Origin of the sequence: Flavobacterium sp. ZE23DGlu08, assembly GCF_030505335.1 — a bacterium.
In the GTDB taxonomy this organism is placed as follows: domain Bacteria; phylum Bacteroidota; class Bacteroidia; order Flavobacteriales; family Flavobacteriaceae; genus Flavobacterium; species Flavobacterium algoritolerans.
Map to the genome: position 1 here is coordinate 3,317,927 of NZ_CP130045.1, position 17,059 is coordinate 3,334,985.

General features: G+C 33.3%; 10 protein-coding genes. 2 read left to right on the top strand and 8 right to left on the bottom strand.

Translation table 11 applies throughout. The features are described 5' to 3' along the window. Window positions 1-22 precede the first annotated feature (22 nt). The 4 genes from Q1W72_RS14515 to Q1W72_RS14530 all read right to left on the bottom strand — a co-directional run bounded on the left by Q1W72_RS14515 (window position 23) and on the right by Q1W72_RS14530 (window position 6,441). The gene (locus Q1W72_RS14515) at window positions 23-1,339 is read right to left on the bottom strand and encodes an ammonium transporter (protein WP_099714980.1); all 1,317 of its coding nucleotides are present in this window, start codon (window positions 1,337-1,339) and stop codon (window positions 23-25) included. A 340-nt stretch (window positions 1,340-1,679) separates the two neighbouring features. Further along, entirely contained in the window at window positions 1,680-2,057 is a 378-nt protein-coding gene (locus Q1W72_RS14520) for a PH domain-containing protein (RefSeq protein WP_099714982.1), read from the bottom strand. 9 nt (window positions 2,058-2,066) lie between these two features. Beyond that, window positions 2,067-3,374, bottom strand: coding sequence for an amidohydrolase family protein (locus Q1W72_RS14525; RefSeq protein ID WP_099714983.1), 1,308 nt, complete (start codon window positions 3,372-3,374; stop codon window positions 2,067-2,069). A 70-nt stretch (window positions 3,375-3,444) separates the two neighbouring features. After that, window positions 3,445-6,441: an amidohydrolase family protein gene (locus Q1W72_RS14530; RefSeq protein WP_099714984.1), complete on the bottom strand. Its 2,997-nt coding sequence runs from the start codon at window positions 6,439-6,441 to the stop codon at window positions 3,445-3,447. 232 nt (window positions 6,442-6,673) lie between these two features. On the opposite strand from Q1W72_RS14530, the gene Q1W72_RS14535 reads away from it, so the two are divergent. Further along, window positions 6,674-8,209 carry a YifB family Mg chelatase-like AAA ATPase gene (locus tag Q1W72_RS14535; RefSeq protein ID WP_302136028.1) on the top strand — a complete coding sequence of 512 codons (1,536 nt, stop codon included), beginning with the start codon at window positions 6,674-6,676 and terminating at the stop codon, window positions 8,207-8,209. Between the two features lie 135 nt (window positions 8,210-8,344). After that, on the top strand, window positions 8,345-9,043 hold the full coding sequence (locus Q1W72_RS14540; RefSeq protein WP_302136030.1) for a pseudouridine synthase: 699 nt from the start codon (window positions 8,345-8,347) through the stop codon (window positions 9,041-9,043). Between the two features lie 330 nt (window positions 9,044-9,373). Here Q1W72_RS14540 and Q1W72_RS14545 read toward each other — a convergent pair whose 3' ends face one another. From Q1W72_RS14545 to Q1W72_RS14560, 4 genes are all read right to left on the bottom strand, one after another. Beyond that, on the bottom strand, window positions 9,374-10,207 hold the full coding sequence (locus Q1W72_RS14545) for a DUF2971 domain-containing protein (protein WP_099714989.1): 834 nt from the start codon (window positions 10,205-10,207) through the stop codon (window positions 9,374-9,376). A 369-nt stretch (window positions 10,208-10,576) separates the two neighbouring features. Next, a complete protein-coding gene (locus Q1W72_RS14550; protein WP_302136031.1) occupies window positions 10,577-11,866 on the bottom strand; it encodes a DEAD/DEAH box helicase in 1,290 nt (429 codons plus the stop codon). Between the two features lie 198 nt (window positions 11,867-12,064). Continuing rightward, window positions 12,065-12,925, bottom strand: a complete 861-nt coding sequence (locus Q1W72_RS14555; protein ID WP_302136032.1) for a neutral zinc metallopeptidase — start codon at window positions 12,923-12,925, stop codon at window positions 12,065-12,067. 86 nt (window positions 12,926-13,011) lie between these two features. Further along, window positions 13,012-16,947 (bottom strand): PAS domain S-box protein, encoded by a 3,936-nt coding sequence (locus tag Q1W72_RS14560; protein ID WP_302136033.1) that lies wholly within the window; start codon window positions 16,945-16,947, stop codon window positions 13,012-13,014. Between the last annotated feature and the right edge of the window lie 112 nt (window positions 16,948-17,059).

The window sequence follows — 17,059 nt, forward strand, 5'->3', positions numbered from 1 at the left end:
AGTTTATTGTATAAAAATCGATTTATAGAAACTCACCGTGTTGAGAAATATCTAAACCTAATTCTTCTTTTTCTTCACTTACTCTTAGTGGAGTTATTTTATTTACAATAAAGAAAAGGAAATAAGATGCTGAAAATGCAAATACTGAAACTATAACTAAAGCAGTTAATTGATTTAAAAATAATGTAGCATCACCAAAGATAAGTCCTTGGTTGTCTCCTACTACTGAGTTAACAGTTTTAGAAGCGAATACACCTGTTAATAGCATACCAACCATACCACCAACACCGTGACAAGCAAATACATCTAAAGCATCATCAATTTTACCTTTAGGGAATTTACTAACCACTAGATTACTAACAATACTGGCAAATATACCGATGAACATTGCATGAGGAATAGTTACAAAACCTGCAGCAGGCGTAATAGCTACTAAACCTACAACAGCACCAATACATGCTCCCATTGCAGAAAGTTTGTGTCCAAGAATTTTATCAAGAAATACCCAAGCCATTCCAGCAGCAGCAGCAGCTACAGTTGTTGTACCTAATGCTTGTACAGCTAAACCATTAGATCCTAATGCTGAACCTGCATTGAAACCAAACCATCCAAACCATAATAAACCAGTACCTAACAATACGTAAGTAATACGTGCAGGGTTAACTTTTTGTATTTTTCTTTTTCCTAAGAAAATTGCTCCGGCTAGTGCAGCCCATCCAGCGCTCATGTGAACTACAGTTCCTCCAGCGAAATCTAATACTCCCATTTTAAAGAAAACACCATCTGGATGCCAAGTCATGTGTGCTAATGGAGCATAAACAAGTAATATGAATAATACCATAAATAATAGGTAAGCCCAGAAACGAATTCTTTCTGCAAAAGCTCCTGTTATTAAGGCAGGTGTAATGATTGCAAATTTTGCTTGAAATAAAGCAAACAACATAAAAGGTATTGTAGGAGCAAGACTCCATGCGGTATTTGTATTAACACCTTGAAAAAACAAATTAGGTAACGGATTACCAATTATTCCTCCTATTGTAGGACCAAATGATAAACCAAAGGCAACAACTACCCATAAAACAGTAACAATTATCATTGCCATAAAACTTTGAAGCATAGTACTGATGACATTCTTTTTTCCTACCATTCCCCCGTAGAAAAAACCAAGACCTGGTGTCATTATCAATACAAGTGCAGTTGCAACAATCATCCAAGCTGTGTCGCCGGTATCAAATTTTACAGCTTCTGTTGGAGCAGGGCTGTCAATTATGAAATAATTTGAACAAAGGGTTAATACCAAAATCGTGATTAATATCACACTTAAAATAATTTTTCGCATTGTTTTTTAGTTTTAAATTTCGATAAAAATATAAAAATCATTAATAAGCCCCTTTAAAAATATGACTTAATGTTTTATTTTTGTCATTTTTTTAATCTAGACCCTATTTCATTATGGGTATATTATAATTTAAAGTTAAAATTTGCAATTTGTTAAAGTAAGGTTAAGAGAAATTATCTTTTTAGGAGATAATATAACAATTATTTTAAGAATTAGTAAGTCTATATCCTAACGCTTCTGTTTTTTATACTAAAAGTTGAATATCATTAAAAAAAATGCACCAATCGAAATGAATACAATTGATGCAATTTTTTAAAGTTAAAGTTAATGAATTATGTCTTTATTTTAAAAGATGTTGGCTTAGAATTTTATACACTTCATTGATGTTGTTTCCTCCTTTACCAAATTGTTTGACAATTGGTGTATTATCGTTGTTTAACCAAATTTTTAATTCTGCATCCAAATCCATTATACCGGCACTTTCTTTAGAGAATTTCTTGATGCTGGAATAGGGGATTGATACATAATCAGCTTTGGTTCCAACCAATTGTTTTTCGACTAAAATCAGCCTTTTATTAGTAAAAACAAACATGTCACGGATGAGTTTGAATGCTTTCTCAATTATTTCTCCATCAATTAAGATTGGCTCAAATTCTTTTGAAACATTTTCAATGTTTACTTCAGATGCATTGCCTAAGATGGCATTAAATAGTCCCATTATTTTAATTTATTTTTGATTGTATTTTGTTTTATATCTTTCGTTCAGCTTTGTTTGATGCGTTTCCAGACTAATCGTTCTTCCTTGAATAAAAGCATTGGTCAATTTATTGGTTCTCATGTCTAAAGCATCACCTTCGGATATAAATAAAGTAGCATCTTTTCCTTGCTCTAAGGTGCCACATTGAGCATCAATTCCCAATATTTTGGCAGTATTTGATGTTATTAATTGCAAAGCTTGCTCTTTGTCTAGACCATATGCAGCACATGTTCCCGCTAAAAACGGTAAGTTTCTAGTGTTCATTCTTTCATGTGCACCACTATTTTCTAAGCCTACCATAACACCTTTGTCTGTCAATAATTTAGCTGATTTGTATGGTAAGTCAATATCATCATCATCATTTTCTGGCATTTCATGAACTCGTTTAAGTAATACGCCAATATTATTTTTTTGCAATAATTCGGCTGTTTTGTAGGCTTCGTATCCACCAACAATTACCATTTTCTTAACTCCATTTTCTTTTGCAAATTGTACTGCATCGATAATTTGTTTTTCTTCATCGGCATGAATAAATAATGTTTGGCTTCCATCAAACAATCCTTTAGTAGATTCTAAAACCAAATTTCGATCTTTTGAACCATCCCCTAAATAGGCTTTGGCATTAGCTAAAAAAGCAGACAGCTCTAAAACTTGTTTTGCATAATCCTTATTGGTTTCAATACCTCCTGGTTCAAATCGGGAACCTGATCTTCTAAAAGTAGTAGGGAAGTTAACATGAATTCCATCATTTTCTTTTATAAGTGCATCTTTCCAGTTCCAAGCATCCAGTTGAACAATTGATGAAGAACCAGATATTGTTCCGCCACGTGGTGTGATTTGAGCCATCAAAATGCCGTTTGGTCTAACAGTTTCTATTACTTTAGAGTCAGCCGTATAGGCAATAATACTTCTAACATTAGGGTTCATGGTCCCAATCTCGTCTTCATCATCAGAAGATTTTACGGCGTCAATTTCTACTAAACCCAGTGTTGAATTTGGGGCAATAAAGCCGGGATAAACATGTTTTCCTGCGGCGTCAATAGTGAGATCATACGCGCCTTCTGCAAGCCGAATCACTCTGGCATCTGCTACCAAATTAATTTTTCCGTCAACGAATCCTATTGCGCTGTTCTCGATTATTTCTCCATTTCCTAAATGTGCCGTAGCATTAAGAATCAAAATAGATTTTGATTGCTTAACGGCTGGTGTTTGTTGTGCTCTTGCAAGTATTGAGATGCTACAGACTAACACTAAAAGATATATTTTTTTACTAATCATATTTATATATTTTTAAAAATTGCTTTGCTTTTTTGTAAAAGCTCGGTTTTTTGAAATTCAAATTATTCCGCTATTCTTCCATAGTATCACAGTGGTATTCTTTTTTCTCTGTTTTTTTAGGTTCTTGAGTGATCATCCCTTTATTTTTCTCTTGCAATAATTGACCAATCAACTCATTTCGTTCTTTAGCAATAGCTACTCTTTGTTCTGCATCTTTTTGAGCATCATAATAGACTACACCTTCGATTAACGTTTTTTCAGCTTTTGCATAAATAGATAACGGATTGGCATTCCACAATACAATATCAGCATCTTTACCTACTTTTATACTTCCTACTTTATCATCGATATGTAATAATTTAGCAGGATTCAAGGTTACAAATTTCCATGCGTCTTCTTCTGAAATATTACCATATTTTACTGCTTTTGCTGCTTCTTGATTCAATCTTCTTGACATTTCAGCATCATCAGAGTTGTAGGCTACCACAAGTCCAGCATTGTGCATAATAGGTCCATTGAAAGGAATGGCATCATTTACTTCAAATTTATAAGCCCACCAATCTGAGAAAGTTGAGGCTCCTACACCATGCTCTTTCATTTTATCGGCAACTTTATATCCTTCAAGAATATGGGTATATGTATTTACTTTAAAATTAAATTTATCAGCTACATTCATTAACATCAAAATTTCCGATTGTACATAAGAGTGACAAGTAATGAAACGCTCTTTATTTAATATTTCAGCTAATGTTTGTAGTTCTAAATCCACTCTTGGAGCTTTCGCTTTTGCTTTTTTACCAGTTGCATTGTAATTTTTCCAAGCGGTATCGTATTCTTTAGCACGTTGAAAGTAATCTGTAAAAACTTGTTCCACACCCATTCTGGTTTGAGGAAAACGAGTAGGATTAGTGATTCCCCAGTTTGCTTGTTTTACATTTTCTCCCAAAGCAAACTTGATAAAACCAGGTTGATCTTTGTAAAGCATCTCTTCTGCAGAAGCGCCCCATTTCCATTTTACAATTGCAGAACGTCCACCTATTGGATTTGCTGAACCGTGTAATAATTGAGAAATGGTAACTCCACCGGCTAAATCTCTGTATATATTAATGTCTTCAGAATTTACTACATCTTGGATGGTTACTTCGGCACTGGAATTGTGTCCGCCTTCATTTACACCATTAGAAATTGCAATATGAGAATGCTCATCAATAATTCCGCTGGTTAAATGTTTGCCTTTCGCATCAATAATTGTTGCTGAAGCGTCAGCAATATTTTTTCCAATAGAGGCAATTTTTCCGTTTTTGACCAATACGTCAGTTTCTACTAAAATACCGTCTTTTTCATTGGTCCAAACGGTAGCATTTTTAAATAAAAGTGTTTGTGTAGTTGGTTTTTTCAAATTACCATAAGCAACATTTGGAAATGTTGTAGGCATAATTGCATTGTTCTTTTCAATTTTTGAGGAATCGATAGCTTTTACAAAAGGAGCTGTTTTTATTGCTGACCATTTCACTTCATTTCCATTGAATAAAACCGCTTTTCCTGAAAGAGTCTGATTGTCTTCAACATATCCAATTAATCTTGTGAAGCTGGTTTTAGTAGAATCGATAGGTTTGATTACCGTTGAAATCCAGTTATTGGTAAAAGTAAGTTTCGATTTTATTTTTTTGTTGTCAACAGTTGTTATTTCAGATTTTGGTGCTGAAACTTCGCCATCAATCTTCCATTTGTATTTTTCAGTGTTAATGGTTAAATCATAATTTCCACGAATATCTTTAATTGTAATATCGTTAATTACAAATTTGTTCCCTTGAATCCAGTTTTCATATAATATTGTTTTTTCATTGAAAATCTCACCGGATGCAATTATAAAATTGGCTAAACTTCCTGTTTTCAAACTTCCTATTTCATTGCTTTTTCCTAAAATTGAAGCAGGAATAGTTGTCAAAGCTTCTAATGCTTTCGTTTTATCAAATCCGTATTTAATGGCTCTTAATAGGTTCGGTCTAAAATCTTCCAGCTTTTTTAACTTGTCAGTCGTCAAAGCGAAAACAATTCCATTATCAGATAAAACTTTAAGATTGGTTGGTGCTTGATTCCAAAAACGCAAATCTTTCAATTCCATTTGATTGGCTTGGTTTGGGTCAGAAACATCATAAGCTTCCGGGAAATTGATTGGAATAATAAATTTCGAATTTGTTTTTTTGATTTCTTCAATTCGTTCAAATTCATTTCCGTTTCCTTTCAAGATGTAATTTAAACCAAATTCTTTCGCTATTTTGGAAGCTCTCAAACTGTTTAATTTGTCTTCAGAAGCAAATATTTGAACTAGTTTTTCATTATTGGATAAGGCTTCCAAGGATAAATCTTTGGTTGTGGCATTTCCTTTTTTGTACCAATCTAAATCTAAATACATTTGACGAAGTAATGCCATCATTCCCATCAAAGAACTTGGATAGGCTTGATTTGTTGTGGCACTTTTAGTAAATGCAAAATGATTGGTTACTTTATCAGATAATAATTGATTGCTTTTTTCAAAATTATTCAAGGCAATCAGTGTTCCTGATCCGCGAGCAATTCCGTCCTGAACGTGAGTTCCTACGATACCAAATCCAGCTTTTAATAATTCTTCAGCTTTCGTTTGGTCGTATTTAAAGCTTTCATATCCATTTACTTCTGAACGAATACTTTCATTCCAGTAATGTCCTGTTTTTTTGGTGTCATACAAAGGATTTCTTTCAGTACTGCTGATTCCTTTTGGTTTTTCGATTCCAAAACTGGTATACATATCAATAAAGGAAGGGTAAATTGATTTTCCTTCTAAGTTAATTGTCATGCAGTTTTTAGGAATAGCGATGTTATTTCCTGCACCAATAACTTTTCCGTTTTGGATTAATAAAGTCCCTTTTTCAATAATTTGTGTTGGTGTAACATAAATTTTTGCATTTGTAAAAGCGGTAAAATTGGTGTTTTTGTTTTGAACACTTTCATTATTGGGAAAGTATTCTTGTGCGTAGGTTTTTGGTAATAAAACACTGAAATACAGTAGAAGTAAGATTTTTTTCATAGTATAGTTTCTAATTATTCTCTAAAAGTAAAAAAAGGAATATGTTAAGCATTATTTTTTTTAGATTTTAACATTTGTTTTTTGAAGAAAAAAAACAAATCGAGCGACTCCGTAATATTATTCTAATTATTTTGACATAATTTTCTACTATTCTGTATCATTTTTAAATTTTGTAGGAATAATTATAATAATTAAAAAATGTTTAGCTAATTTTAGAATCAAATAAGTAAATATGCTAGTTAAAGTTTTTGGTAGTGCTGTTTTTGGAGTGGAAGCTACAACAATTACCGTAGAAGTAAATATTGATAAAGGTATTGGATATCATTTAGTTGGCTTGCCAGACAATGCTATCAAAGAAAGCAGTTATCGTATTGCGGCGGCACTCAAAAATAATGGATACGCCATGCCGGGAAAAAAAATCACCATCAATATGGCGCCTGCTGATTTGCGCAAGGAAGGTTCTGCGTATGATTTGACTTTAACAATTGGAATTTTGGTCGCATCCGGTCAAATCAAAGCAGAGGATATTGATAAATACATCATTATGGGAGAACTTTCCCTTGATGGGAGCCTTCAGCCGATACGTGGTGCTTTGCCAATTGCCATAAAAGCCAAAGAAGAAGGTTTTAAAGGTTTTTTTCTTCCAAAGCAAAATGTAAAAGAAGCAGCGATTGTAGCTGGTTTAGATGTATATGGAATTGAAAATGTTCAAGAAGTGATTGATTTCCTCGAAGGAAAAGGAACGCTGGAACCAACAACAATTGACACCAGAGCCGAATTTTATAAAACCTTAGACTTTCCAGAATTCGATTTTAGTGATGTCAAAGGACAGGAAAGTATCAAGCGTTGCATGGAAATTGCAGCAGCCGGCGGACATAATATTATTTTGATTGGCCCACCAGGTGCAGGAAAAACAATGTTAGCCAAACGATTGCCTAGTATTTTACCGCCCATGACGTTGCGTGAAGCGTTAGAAACAACTAAAATTCATAGTGTTGCCGGAAAATTAAAGGAAGTAGGGTTGATGAATCAACGTCCGTTTCGAAGTCCTCATCATACTATTTCGAATGTGGCGCTTGTCGGAGGAGGAAGTTATCCGCAGCCCGGCGAAATTTCTATGGCGCACAACGGCGTTTTGTTTCTGGATGAGTTGCCAGAATTTAAGAGAGATGTTTTGGAAGTAATGCGTCAACCTTTGGAAGATAGAGAAGTGACAATTTCCAGAGCTAAGTTTACGGTTACTTATCCTTCCTCGTTTATGTTGGTGGCGAGTATGAATCCGAGTCCAAGTGGTTTCTTCAATGATCCTGATTCTCCACAAACTTCTTCGCCTCACGAAATGCAACGGTATCTGAGTAAGATTTCGGGACCTTTATTGGATAGAATTGATATTCATATCGAAGTAACTCCAGTTCCTTTCGAAAAATTATCGGATGACCAAAAAGCAGAGAGCAGTGTTGACATTCGAAAAAGAGTGACTAAAGCACGAGAAATTCAAACCGAACGCTTTGAGCAAATGGAAAACATCCATTACAATGCGCAAATGAATACCAAACACATTCGGGAATATTGTGCTTTGGACAATGTTTCCAAGCAATTACTAAAAACCGCCATGGAGCGATTGAATCTATCGGCGCGGGCCTACGATCGTATTTTGAAAGTAGCGAGAACAATCGCTGATCTTGACGCAGCTCCTACAGTAATTTCGAGCCATATTGCAGAGGCAATTCAGTATAGAAGTTTGGATCGTGATGGTTGGCTGGGGTAAAACAGATTCTTGATATCAGATGTTTCACGGCTGCAAAATTGAGAATACGCTCACGCTAGCGGGGAAAAAAGAAAAGTATAGAAATAAATACGTCAAAAAAGAGATTTCGATAGGAATCTCTTTTATTTTTGCCAAATGTTAGAAATTCTGTACGAAGACGAATATATTATAGCAATTAATAAACCAAGTGGATTGCTGGTCCACAAATCATTTTATGCGCGTGATGCAAAAGTTTATGCTATTCAAGAATTGAGAAATCAAATAGGAGGGCAACATGTTTATCCTATTCATCGGTTAGATCGCAAAACATCTGGTGTTTTGTTATTTGCGTTGGACAAGGACGTTTTAAAAATTATGAATGATCGTTTTGCCACACGCGAAGTCGAAAAAAAGTATTTAGCAATTTTACGTGGTTGGTCACCCGAAGAACTAACGATTGATTATGATTTAACCAATGATGATGGCATTATACAAAATGCAATAACCTACTTTCATCGATTGCAAACTACCCAAATTGAGTTAGAATTTAACAATAAACCAACGTCACGATATTGTTTGGTAGAAGCGATTCCTGAAACGGGACGTATGCATCAATTACGAAAACATTTTAAACATATTTTTCATCCCATTTTAGGAAGTCGGCCACATGGTTGTAACAAACAAAATAAATTATGGTTGGAAAATTTTGAACTGAAAGGAATGATGCTTCATGCACATCAGTTAATTTTTAATCATCCCATAACAAATGAACCACTTATCTTGAATGCAAAGATTAATGAAGAGTTTAGTAGAGTAGGTACTATTCTTAAACTAGATTTGAATACCTATGAATAGAATACTAATTTGTAAAGTAATGCTTTACATTATTGTTGTATTTGGAAACAACAGATTTTATATTTTTTATCAACTATTTAGATTTCAGATATTTATCTCTGCTAAATCGACAATGTGCCACACGAAAGGATTCGTGCGGCAGCGGGGGGATATTCCATATTTTCGTTAATTATTGTTTATTAAGTTTACTTTGTTAAATATTACGCCTAACGTTCCCGCTCTACAAGCAGTTTAGGATTAAATCAGCGTTAATTTTCGGATTTGCCAAATCTTCCAAATACAAACCAATTTTTCCATTAAGCCAAATCCCCAAATTGATTGTAGCGTGTGTTAGTGGCTGTATTTTTCTCTTTCCATATCATATTTCTCTTCCGATATTTTGCATTTATAAAGCTCTATATCATTTTCAAAACAAAAGTTTTTGACGTTTTCAAATTCGTCATTTGGAAAATTTACACCGACTATTATTTCTTTAATCAAAGTATGTGGCACTTTATAAAGACAAATGTCATATGGTTTGGTTGATATTACTTTATCCGCTTGTCTAAGCATAACTAAAAGTCTCTCTTCTTCTTCGTATTCCCAATCTTTGGATTTTGATAATACAACTTGAAAGTCAATTGAAACGCCTTTTTCAAGTGGAACTTTAATTCTTGCATCACTATAAATTACAGGCATAAATATTTTTTCTACGTTTGCTATTTTCTTATATAGACTAAAGTAAGGATCTTGTGAATTAAAACCAATGCAAAGGCCTTTATGTGAATTTGTGTAATGTGCCCACATTAACGTACTATCCCATCTTCTTGTCAAAGAAAGAATACCTAAATGGGTGTTGAGATTTTTAATTGCGTTTTCAAGAAAGTGTGTTTTTACATTTCCTACGTCATTATTTTTCAACTTTTTAACTTGCGTTTTATATTCTCCTAGTTGAACGTTTTTCAACTCGAACTTTTTAGATTTTTCAAGTTGAGATTTTTCAATCAATGCAATGTTTTCAGTGTAGATTTTTTTAAGTATTTCAAGAAAATCATCTATCGTAGGTATGGCAGGCAGAAATTCAAAAGGATCATTTAATTCGGCAGGTTGAGTTATTCTTAGAAGCTCATCATCTAAATATGCTATTCGTTCTTTTGGTAAAAATTTATATACAATTTCTGTCATAAGTTATTTTTTCTACGTTAATATAGCCACTAACTAGTTTACATGTATGACAAAATCATACCAAGCCACCCAATTTAGGATAGATGGGTATGACAACGTTCATACTATTTACTTCAAATATATTGATTTTTTCTTACAATTCATCTAGCTCTTTGAACTTACAAAATGGTATTATGAAAGTAAAAACGCTCTAAATAGCCCCGATTACTTCACTTAGCTTTTATTTTAAGTGGAGTTCAGTGAACTTCGTTTGAAATGAAAAACCTTCTTAGGGCTGGTGTTCAGCCCTAAGAAGGTTTGTAATGTATAGCGGGAAATACGTTCTTAAGAAACGAACTTATTCTGCTCCTAAAAAACAATAAAAATTAATTATCTATTAGAGCGTCGGTCATTATTTTGACTCGGGCGTCTTGGGCCAAAACTGTTATTGCTGCTTCGGTTTGAGGTGTCTGTTTTTGGTTTTCGCGGAGTTGAATCGCGCTGTTGTCTTCCTTGCCCTTGTTTAATCGGTTCTTTGGAAGCGTTAGGGTCTGGCTCAAAACCTTTGATATTTTCTATTGGTAATTTCAAGCCTACCAATTTTTCTATATCACGTAAAAAGACAGTTTCGTCCGGACTGAATAACGAAATAGCTTCTCCACTTGCTCCGGCTCTTCCTGTTCTACCAATTCGGTGAACGTAATCTTCGGGAATATTAGGCAATTCAAAATTAACCACGTGCGGTAATAACGGAATATCTAATCCTCGCGCTGCAATATCAGTGGCGACTAAAGCGGTTAGGCTTCCGTCTTTGAAACCCGCTAATGCTTTGGTTCGTGCGCCTTGGCCTTTATTTCCGTGAATGGCAGCTGCTTTGATTCCGGCGCTAATCATGCTTTCCGTCAGTTTATTGGCGCCTTGTTTGGTACGGGTAAAAACCAAAATCTGCTTCCAGTTTCCTTCTGTAATCAATTTAATGATCAGTTCTGTTTTTTTCTCTTTGGCAACAGGATATACTTTTTGGATAATAGCATCTACTGTTGTGTTTTCCGGAGTTGCTTCAACATGAACTGGGTTGTGCAAAATGCCCATTGCCAATTTCTTAATGTCTTTTGAAAAGGTTGCCGAAAACAATAAGTTTTGCCTTTTTGTCGGCAATACTTTCAAGATTCGTTCAATGTCACGTAAGAAACCCATGTCCAGCATACGGTCTGCTTCATCTAAAACTAAGATTTCTACTTTTGCAAGTGATATTAGACCTTGATTTTGCAAATCGATTAATCGACCAGGCGTGGCGACTAAAATATCAACTCCTTGGCGCAATTGAGCAACTTGCGGTTTTTGGTTTACGCCTCCAAATATTACTGTGCTGCGTAAATCTAAGAATTCACTGTATTCTTTTATATTGGCAAGTATTTGTGCTGCCAATTCTCGTGTTGGAGTCAATATTAAGGCACGAACAGGTCTATGGCTTAAGTGTTTTCCTTGCGATAACAATTGTAATATGGGTAGTGTGAAACCGGCTGTTTTGCCTGTTCCTGTTTGTGCAGATGCTAATACATCTTTTCCTTCTAAAACTGGCGGAATTGCTTTTTGTTGTATTGGAGAAGGTGTTGTATATCCTTTTTTGCTGATGGCTTTTAGTAAAGCATCAGATAAGCCTAATGAGTTGAATGACATAAATGGTGTTTATGAAGCAAACACTATTATTTAGTTTACTTCTTTAAGTGGGCGCAAAGGTACTGCTAATTTTTTGATGTGCTTTTGATTGCTTGATTTTGTTTAAATAAAATCAAAGTTCTTCGTTTTAATCTGTTAGAAACAAAAAAATAGGACTATTTGCCCTATTTTTTTTCTGAATGTTTTTAAAATAAATTTTTATTCTAAATCTGCAAAAGTATTTCCTTGGGTGATATCACCGGATTTATACCCTTTCATAAACCATGCTTTTCGTTGTGCCGAAGTTCCATGCGTAAAAGATTCAGGAACAATATGTCCTTGAATTTTAGATTGAATGGCATCATCACCCACCGCATGAGCCGCACTTAAAGCTTCATCAATATCGCCTTCTTCCAAGAAATTGTTCATTTTTTGATTGTAATGCGTCCAAACACCCGCATAAAAATCAGCTTGTAATTCTAAAGCCACAGATAATTTATTGGCTTCGGCTTCACTTTTTCCTTCTTGCATTTGTCTCATTTTAGCAGAAGTTCCCAATAAGGTTTGTACATGATGTCCTATTTCGTGAGCAATTACATAAGCGGTAGCAAAATCACCTCCTTGGGCTCCAAATCTAGTTTTCAGTTCTTCAAAGAAAGCCAAATCCATATATACTTTTTGGTCAGCCGGACAATAAAAAGGTCCGGAAGCAGAGGTAGCATTACCGCACCCTGTTTCTACAGCTTGGGAAAATAATATTAATTTTGGTCTTTCATATTGCATGTTATTTTCCTGAAATATTTTTCCCCAAACATCTTCAGTATCTACTAATATAGCTTCTATGAATTTACCTTCTTCAATTTCGGCGGCGGTTAGGTCTCTTTGTTCAGTAGGAGCGCTTTGTCCCTGATTGAATTGTTCTAAAATTGGCGTCAGCATTTGGGCATTTTCTCCTCCAAAAACATTCAATAACAAGATAATTATACCTATAATTCCACCTCCTACAATTGTTTTTCCCCCAGAAGACATTCCTCTACGGTCTTCAAAATTTTCACTTGAACGTCTACCACTCCATTTCATATTGTGTTATTTTTAGTTGTTGTTAAACAATGAATATACATAAAAGTATAAAATTTTAAACGATAAATATTCTTTTTTAGAAGATGTTAACTAGTCCATTTAGAAATCGTTTCTTCAATGATTCCTTTTATAATTGGTTTTGGGATATAATCATTCATTCCCGCTTTGAGGCATTTTTCTTTTTCTTCTTTTTCGGTACCAGCAGTTATAGCAATAATAGGTACGCTTTGCCCTGATTTTAAAGTTCTGATTAATTGGGTAGCTTCATATCCATTCATGATAGGCATTTGGATATCCATAAAAATAATATCTGGATTTAATGCTTCAAATTGATCTACAGCATCTTTTCCATTTGTAATTTCAGATATAACCGGATTTATATATAAGTTTTTAATAATTGTTTTTAGCAATAACATATTGACTTTGTTATCTTCAACAATCATTATTTTGATCTTTTTGATACTGATATTTCTTTTAACGACTATATCTTTAATAGAATCGAAATCAGTTTCAAATAAGCTACCTTTTTCTTCTGGTTCGTTGCTGGTTTTTAAATTCAAATCAAAATAAAAAGTACTACCTGAATCAATTTCGCTTTCTAGTTGTAAATGGCTATTCATTAAACCTAATAATTGGTTCGAAATGGTTAATCCCAATCCCGTACCACCAAATTTTCTGGTCGTTGAGCTGTCTTCTTGGGAAAATGCCTGAAATATTTTCTTTTTATTCTGTTCTAAAATCCCGATTCCGGTGTCAATTACTGCAAAACGAATTTTAGCATTAGAATCGTCTATTTTTTCAATGACGGTTACATCTAATTGTATCGAACCTTTTTCTGTGAATTTTACTGCATTGGCAAGCAGATTAATCAATATTTGTTTTAAACGTACGCTGTCTACCCAAAAATATTTAGGAATATCTGAGGCTATATTGAGTTTTAAGTTTAATCTTTTTTGATTGGATTCGTATAATATTAAATCAATAATTTGACCTAACATTTCTCCAATATCATATTTCTCTATAAATAAATCCAGTTTTCCGGCTTCAATTTTTGAGAAATCCAGAATGTCATTGATGATGTCCAATAAAGAATGTGCCGATTGATTTACCGTCGTGATATATTTCCCTTGGGTTACTCCCAGATTAGTATTCATCAATAAATCAGTAAAACCAATAATTCCGTTCAAAGGTGTTCTAATTTCGTGGCTCATATTTGCCAAAAATTCTGATTTTGCCCTGTTGGCTGCTTCAGCTAATTCCTTTTGCTGTACAACGGTTTCTGTTTTTTTTCTCTCCGTAATATCAATAAAAATACCTTCAATAAATGCAATTTTTCCCTCTTTGTAAATTGCATCTCCAAACTCTTCTACCCAAACAATATGATTGTCTTTATGTATAATTCGGTACGTTAAGTGAATCGCTCTTTTATTTTCTATGGCATTTTTTTGTGCTGCAATTGTAATTGCTTTATCTTCTGGATGAATTAAGTCAATGAAAGATAATTGATCATTCAGGAAATTTGATTTTGCATATCCTGTTAGTTTTTCAATTTCATCATTAATGTAAATTTTAGTGTTATTTTCATCATAATTAGATAAATAAACGGTTCCGGGAATATTATTGGCTAATAATCGGAACTTTTCTTCACTTTCATTTATAGCTGTCTCGTTAGCAAGACGCTCAATAGAAGAGGCGATGTTACTGGCTAATGTTTGTAAAATATTAACTTCATCCTCTGACCATACTCGTTCATTTTGGGTATCATCAAATCCTAAAAAACCATGGAATTTGTTTCTCACAAAAATTGGAAAAAGAATCAATGAAACCACATCTACATTTGCTAATTTATTCCTCAAAGAAATATTTTCAATTTTAGGAATTATAGCTCTGTATATTTTATTGTTTAAAAGTGGTGTTATTAGCTCTTCAAAGTACTCGTATGGTAAATTTTGAAGCTTTACATTATTCTCAGTTAGTTTTATATTGTGTATTATCCAACGGTATTTTTGACTTATTAATCCAGTATCTTCATCATTCTCATAGTAATAGGCTCGATGGGCTTTTGTTGCTTTTCCCATAATAATGAGTACATCCGAGAAAATATCATTTATATCTTTACTGTTTAAAAACTTCTCTGTACACAGTGCCATTGCTGATAAAAGGTCGCTCTTGTATTCTAATTTTTTCTCAGCTTCATATCTACTGTGCGAAATTATGGTCAATGATACAATGTCCGAAATTGTTCTGGCGAAAATAATATCGTCATTATCCCAATTTCTTTTATGTTTTGAAGTTTCAAAACTGATGGTTCCCATTAATTCCCCATTGATAAAAATCGGAATATCGAGTTGTGATTTGATATCGTATTTTAGAAAATAATTTTCTATAAATTCAGATAATTCCCATTTGTCTAAAACATCTGGCGCACAAATTTGCTTTTTACTTTTTATGGATTCAAAGTAAATAGGATAATTTTCTTTTTCTAAAACATATCCTTTGCTATAGGTATTGGTTTCTAATTCATATAAATTTTTACAAGTAATTACATCTTCGGTATAATTCCAATAACTAACGCGAGAGCATTTACTGACTTTTGCAGCAGATTCAATGATTTGCATTATGCTAAGGTCTAGATTTTTGTAATTACTAAAGTTTGTAGTCGATAGTTTTTTAATCGTTTTGTTGTATTCTTCTACTTTTTTCTGACGAATTTTATTTTCAAATTCAATATCCTTGAATTTTGTAATATCTCTAGCAATACCGGAGTATCCTATTATTTTTCCAGTGTCATTTCGATTAATGATTACTTTTTGGGAAACCCATATTTCTTCTCCGTTTTTCTTCAATAATGGAAATTCAATCGTAGGGAAGTTTTGCTCATTTTCTAACAGGTTTTGGTAAAAATTCATGATGCTGTTGCAGTAATCTTCGCGTATGAATTCTAAATAATGTCTGGTTAGTATTTCTTTTTTTTTGAAACCTAAAGTTTTGATTGTAAATTCATTAATGAAGGTAAAATTGCCATTTTCATCTACCTCAAAAATAAGGTCAATAGCATTTTGAATTAAATTTTCATATTGACTTTGCAAATGAACTTCATTGGTTACATCCTGACCAATACCTATAATTAAATCGTCTGAAAATCTTTTGTCATTCCATTGTATGTGCTTGTATTCTCCATTTTTACATTTAATTTTTCGGATAAACATTCTGTCAACCTTAAATTTAGTGTGATAATCTTCCCCATAAAATTCAGGATCTTCGGTTAGTTTCCAGTAACCCAATCCCATAACCTGATCAACGGTATATCCTAAAATAGTTTCCACATTTTCGCTGCAAAAAACAATTTCACCTTTTTTATTTGTTGCCAGAATAAGTGAATTTCCTTTATTGATAATTTGATTGTTAAAACGAAATTCAACATCAATATTTAATAATGATACGTGATGAATGTAATTTATAATCAGAATTATAGAACAATAAATAAATAGTGCAATATTAGTTTTTAACGGTATTGCTTCTAAAACATAAGAGATACCTATGAAGATAAAAACGGATGTAACAAAAAACCAGTACACTTTTATAGGTCGTAATACATTGTACGCAAAGTAAAAACAAACTACAAAAGCGGTTATAGGGATAACATCACTTGGCGAATAAATTAGATTACGGGCTATAAAACAAAAATAGATTATGAACAGCGCAATGAAAATTTGTTTGATGTGCCTAAATACAATAATAGATCTGGTACTTATGAAATACAATAAAATTAAAGAAAAGCCAATAGTACAGTTTGGCACTAATAGACTTACAGGTCTAATTTTAAAAATTTCAAAAATCACTTCTATTGCAGGAAGGATGATGCCTAAAAAGAGTAAATAAAGTTGGTATTCTTTGCTTTTTGTAACCGTTTCAACTCCTTTTTTTAAAAGTTTGCTTCTTAAAGTAGATTTGATGGTATAAATTTTATACCCCAAAAAAACAAATAAAGCAGCAATTATTAGCCATAAAAGAGTATTCATCGTTAAAAGATTAGAAGCCCAAAATAAAACTAATTTTGAGTTGTAAATAGTCAATAGGCTACAGTATAACACCATAGAAGTATTTTGATTAGATTTGAATGACTAGATTTGG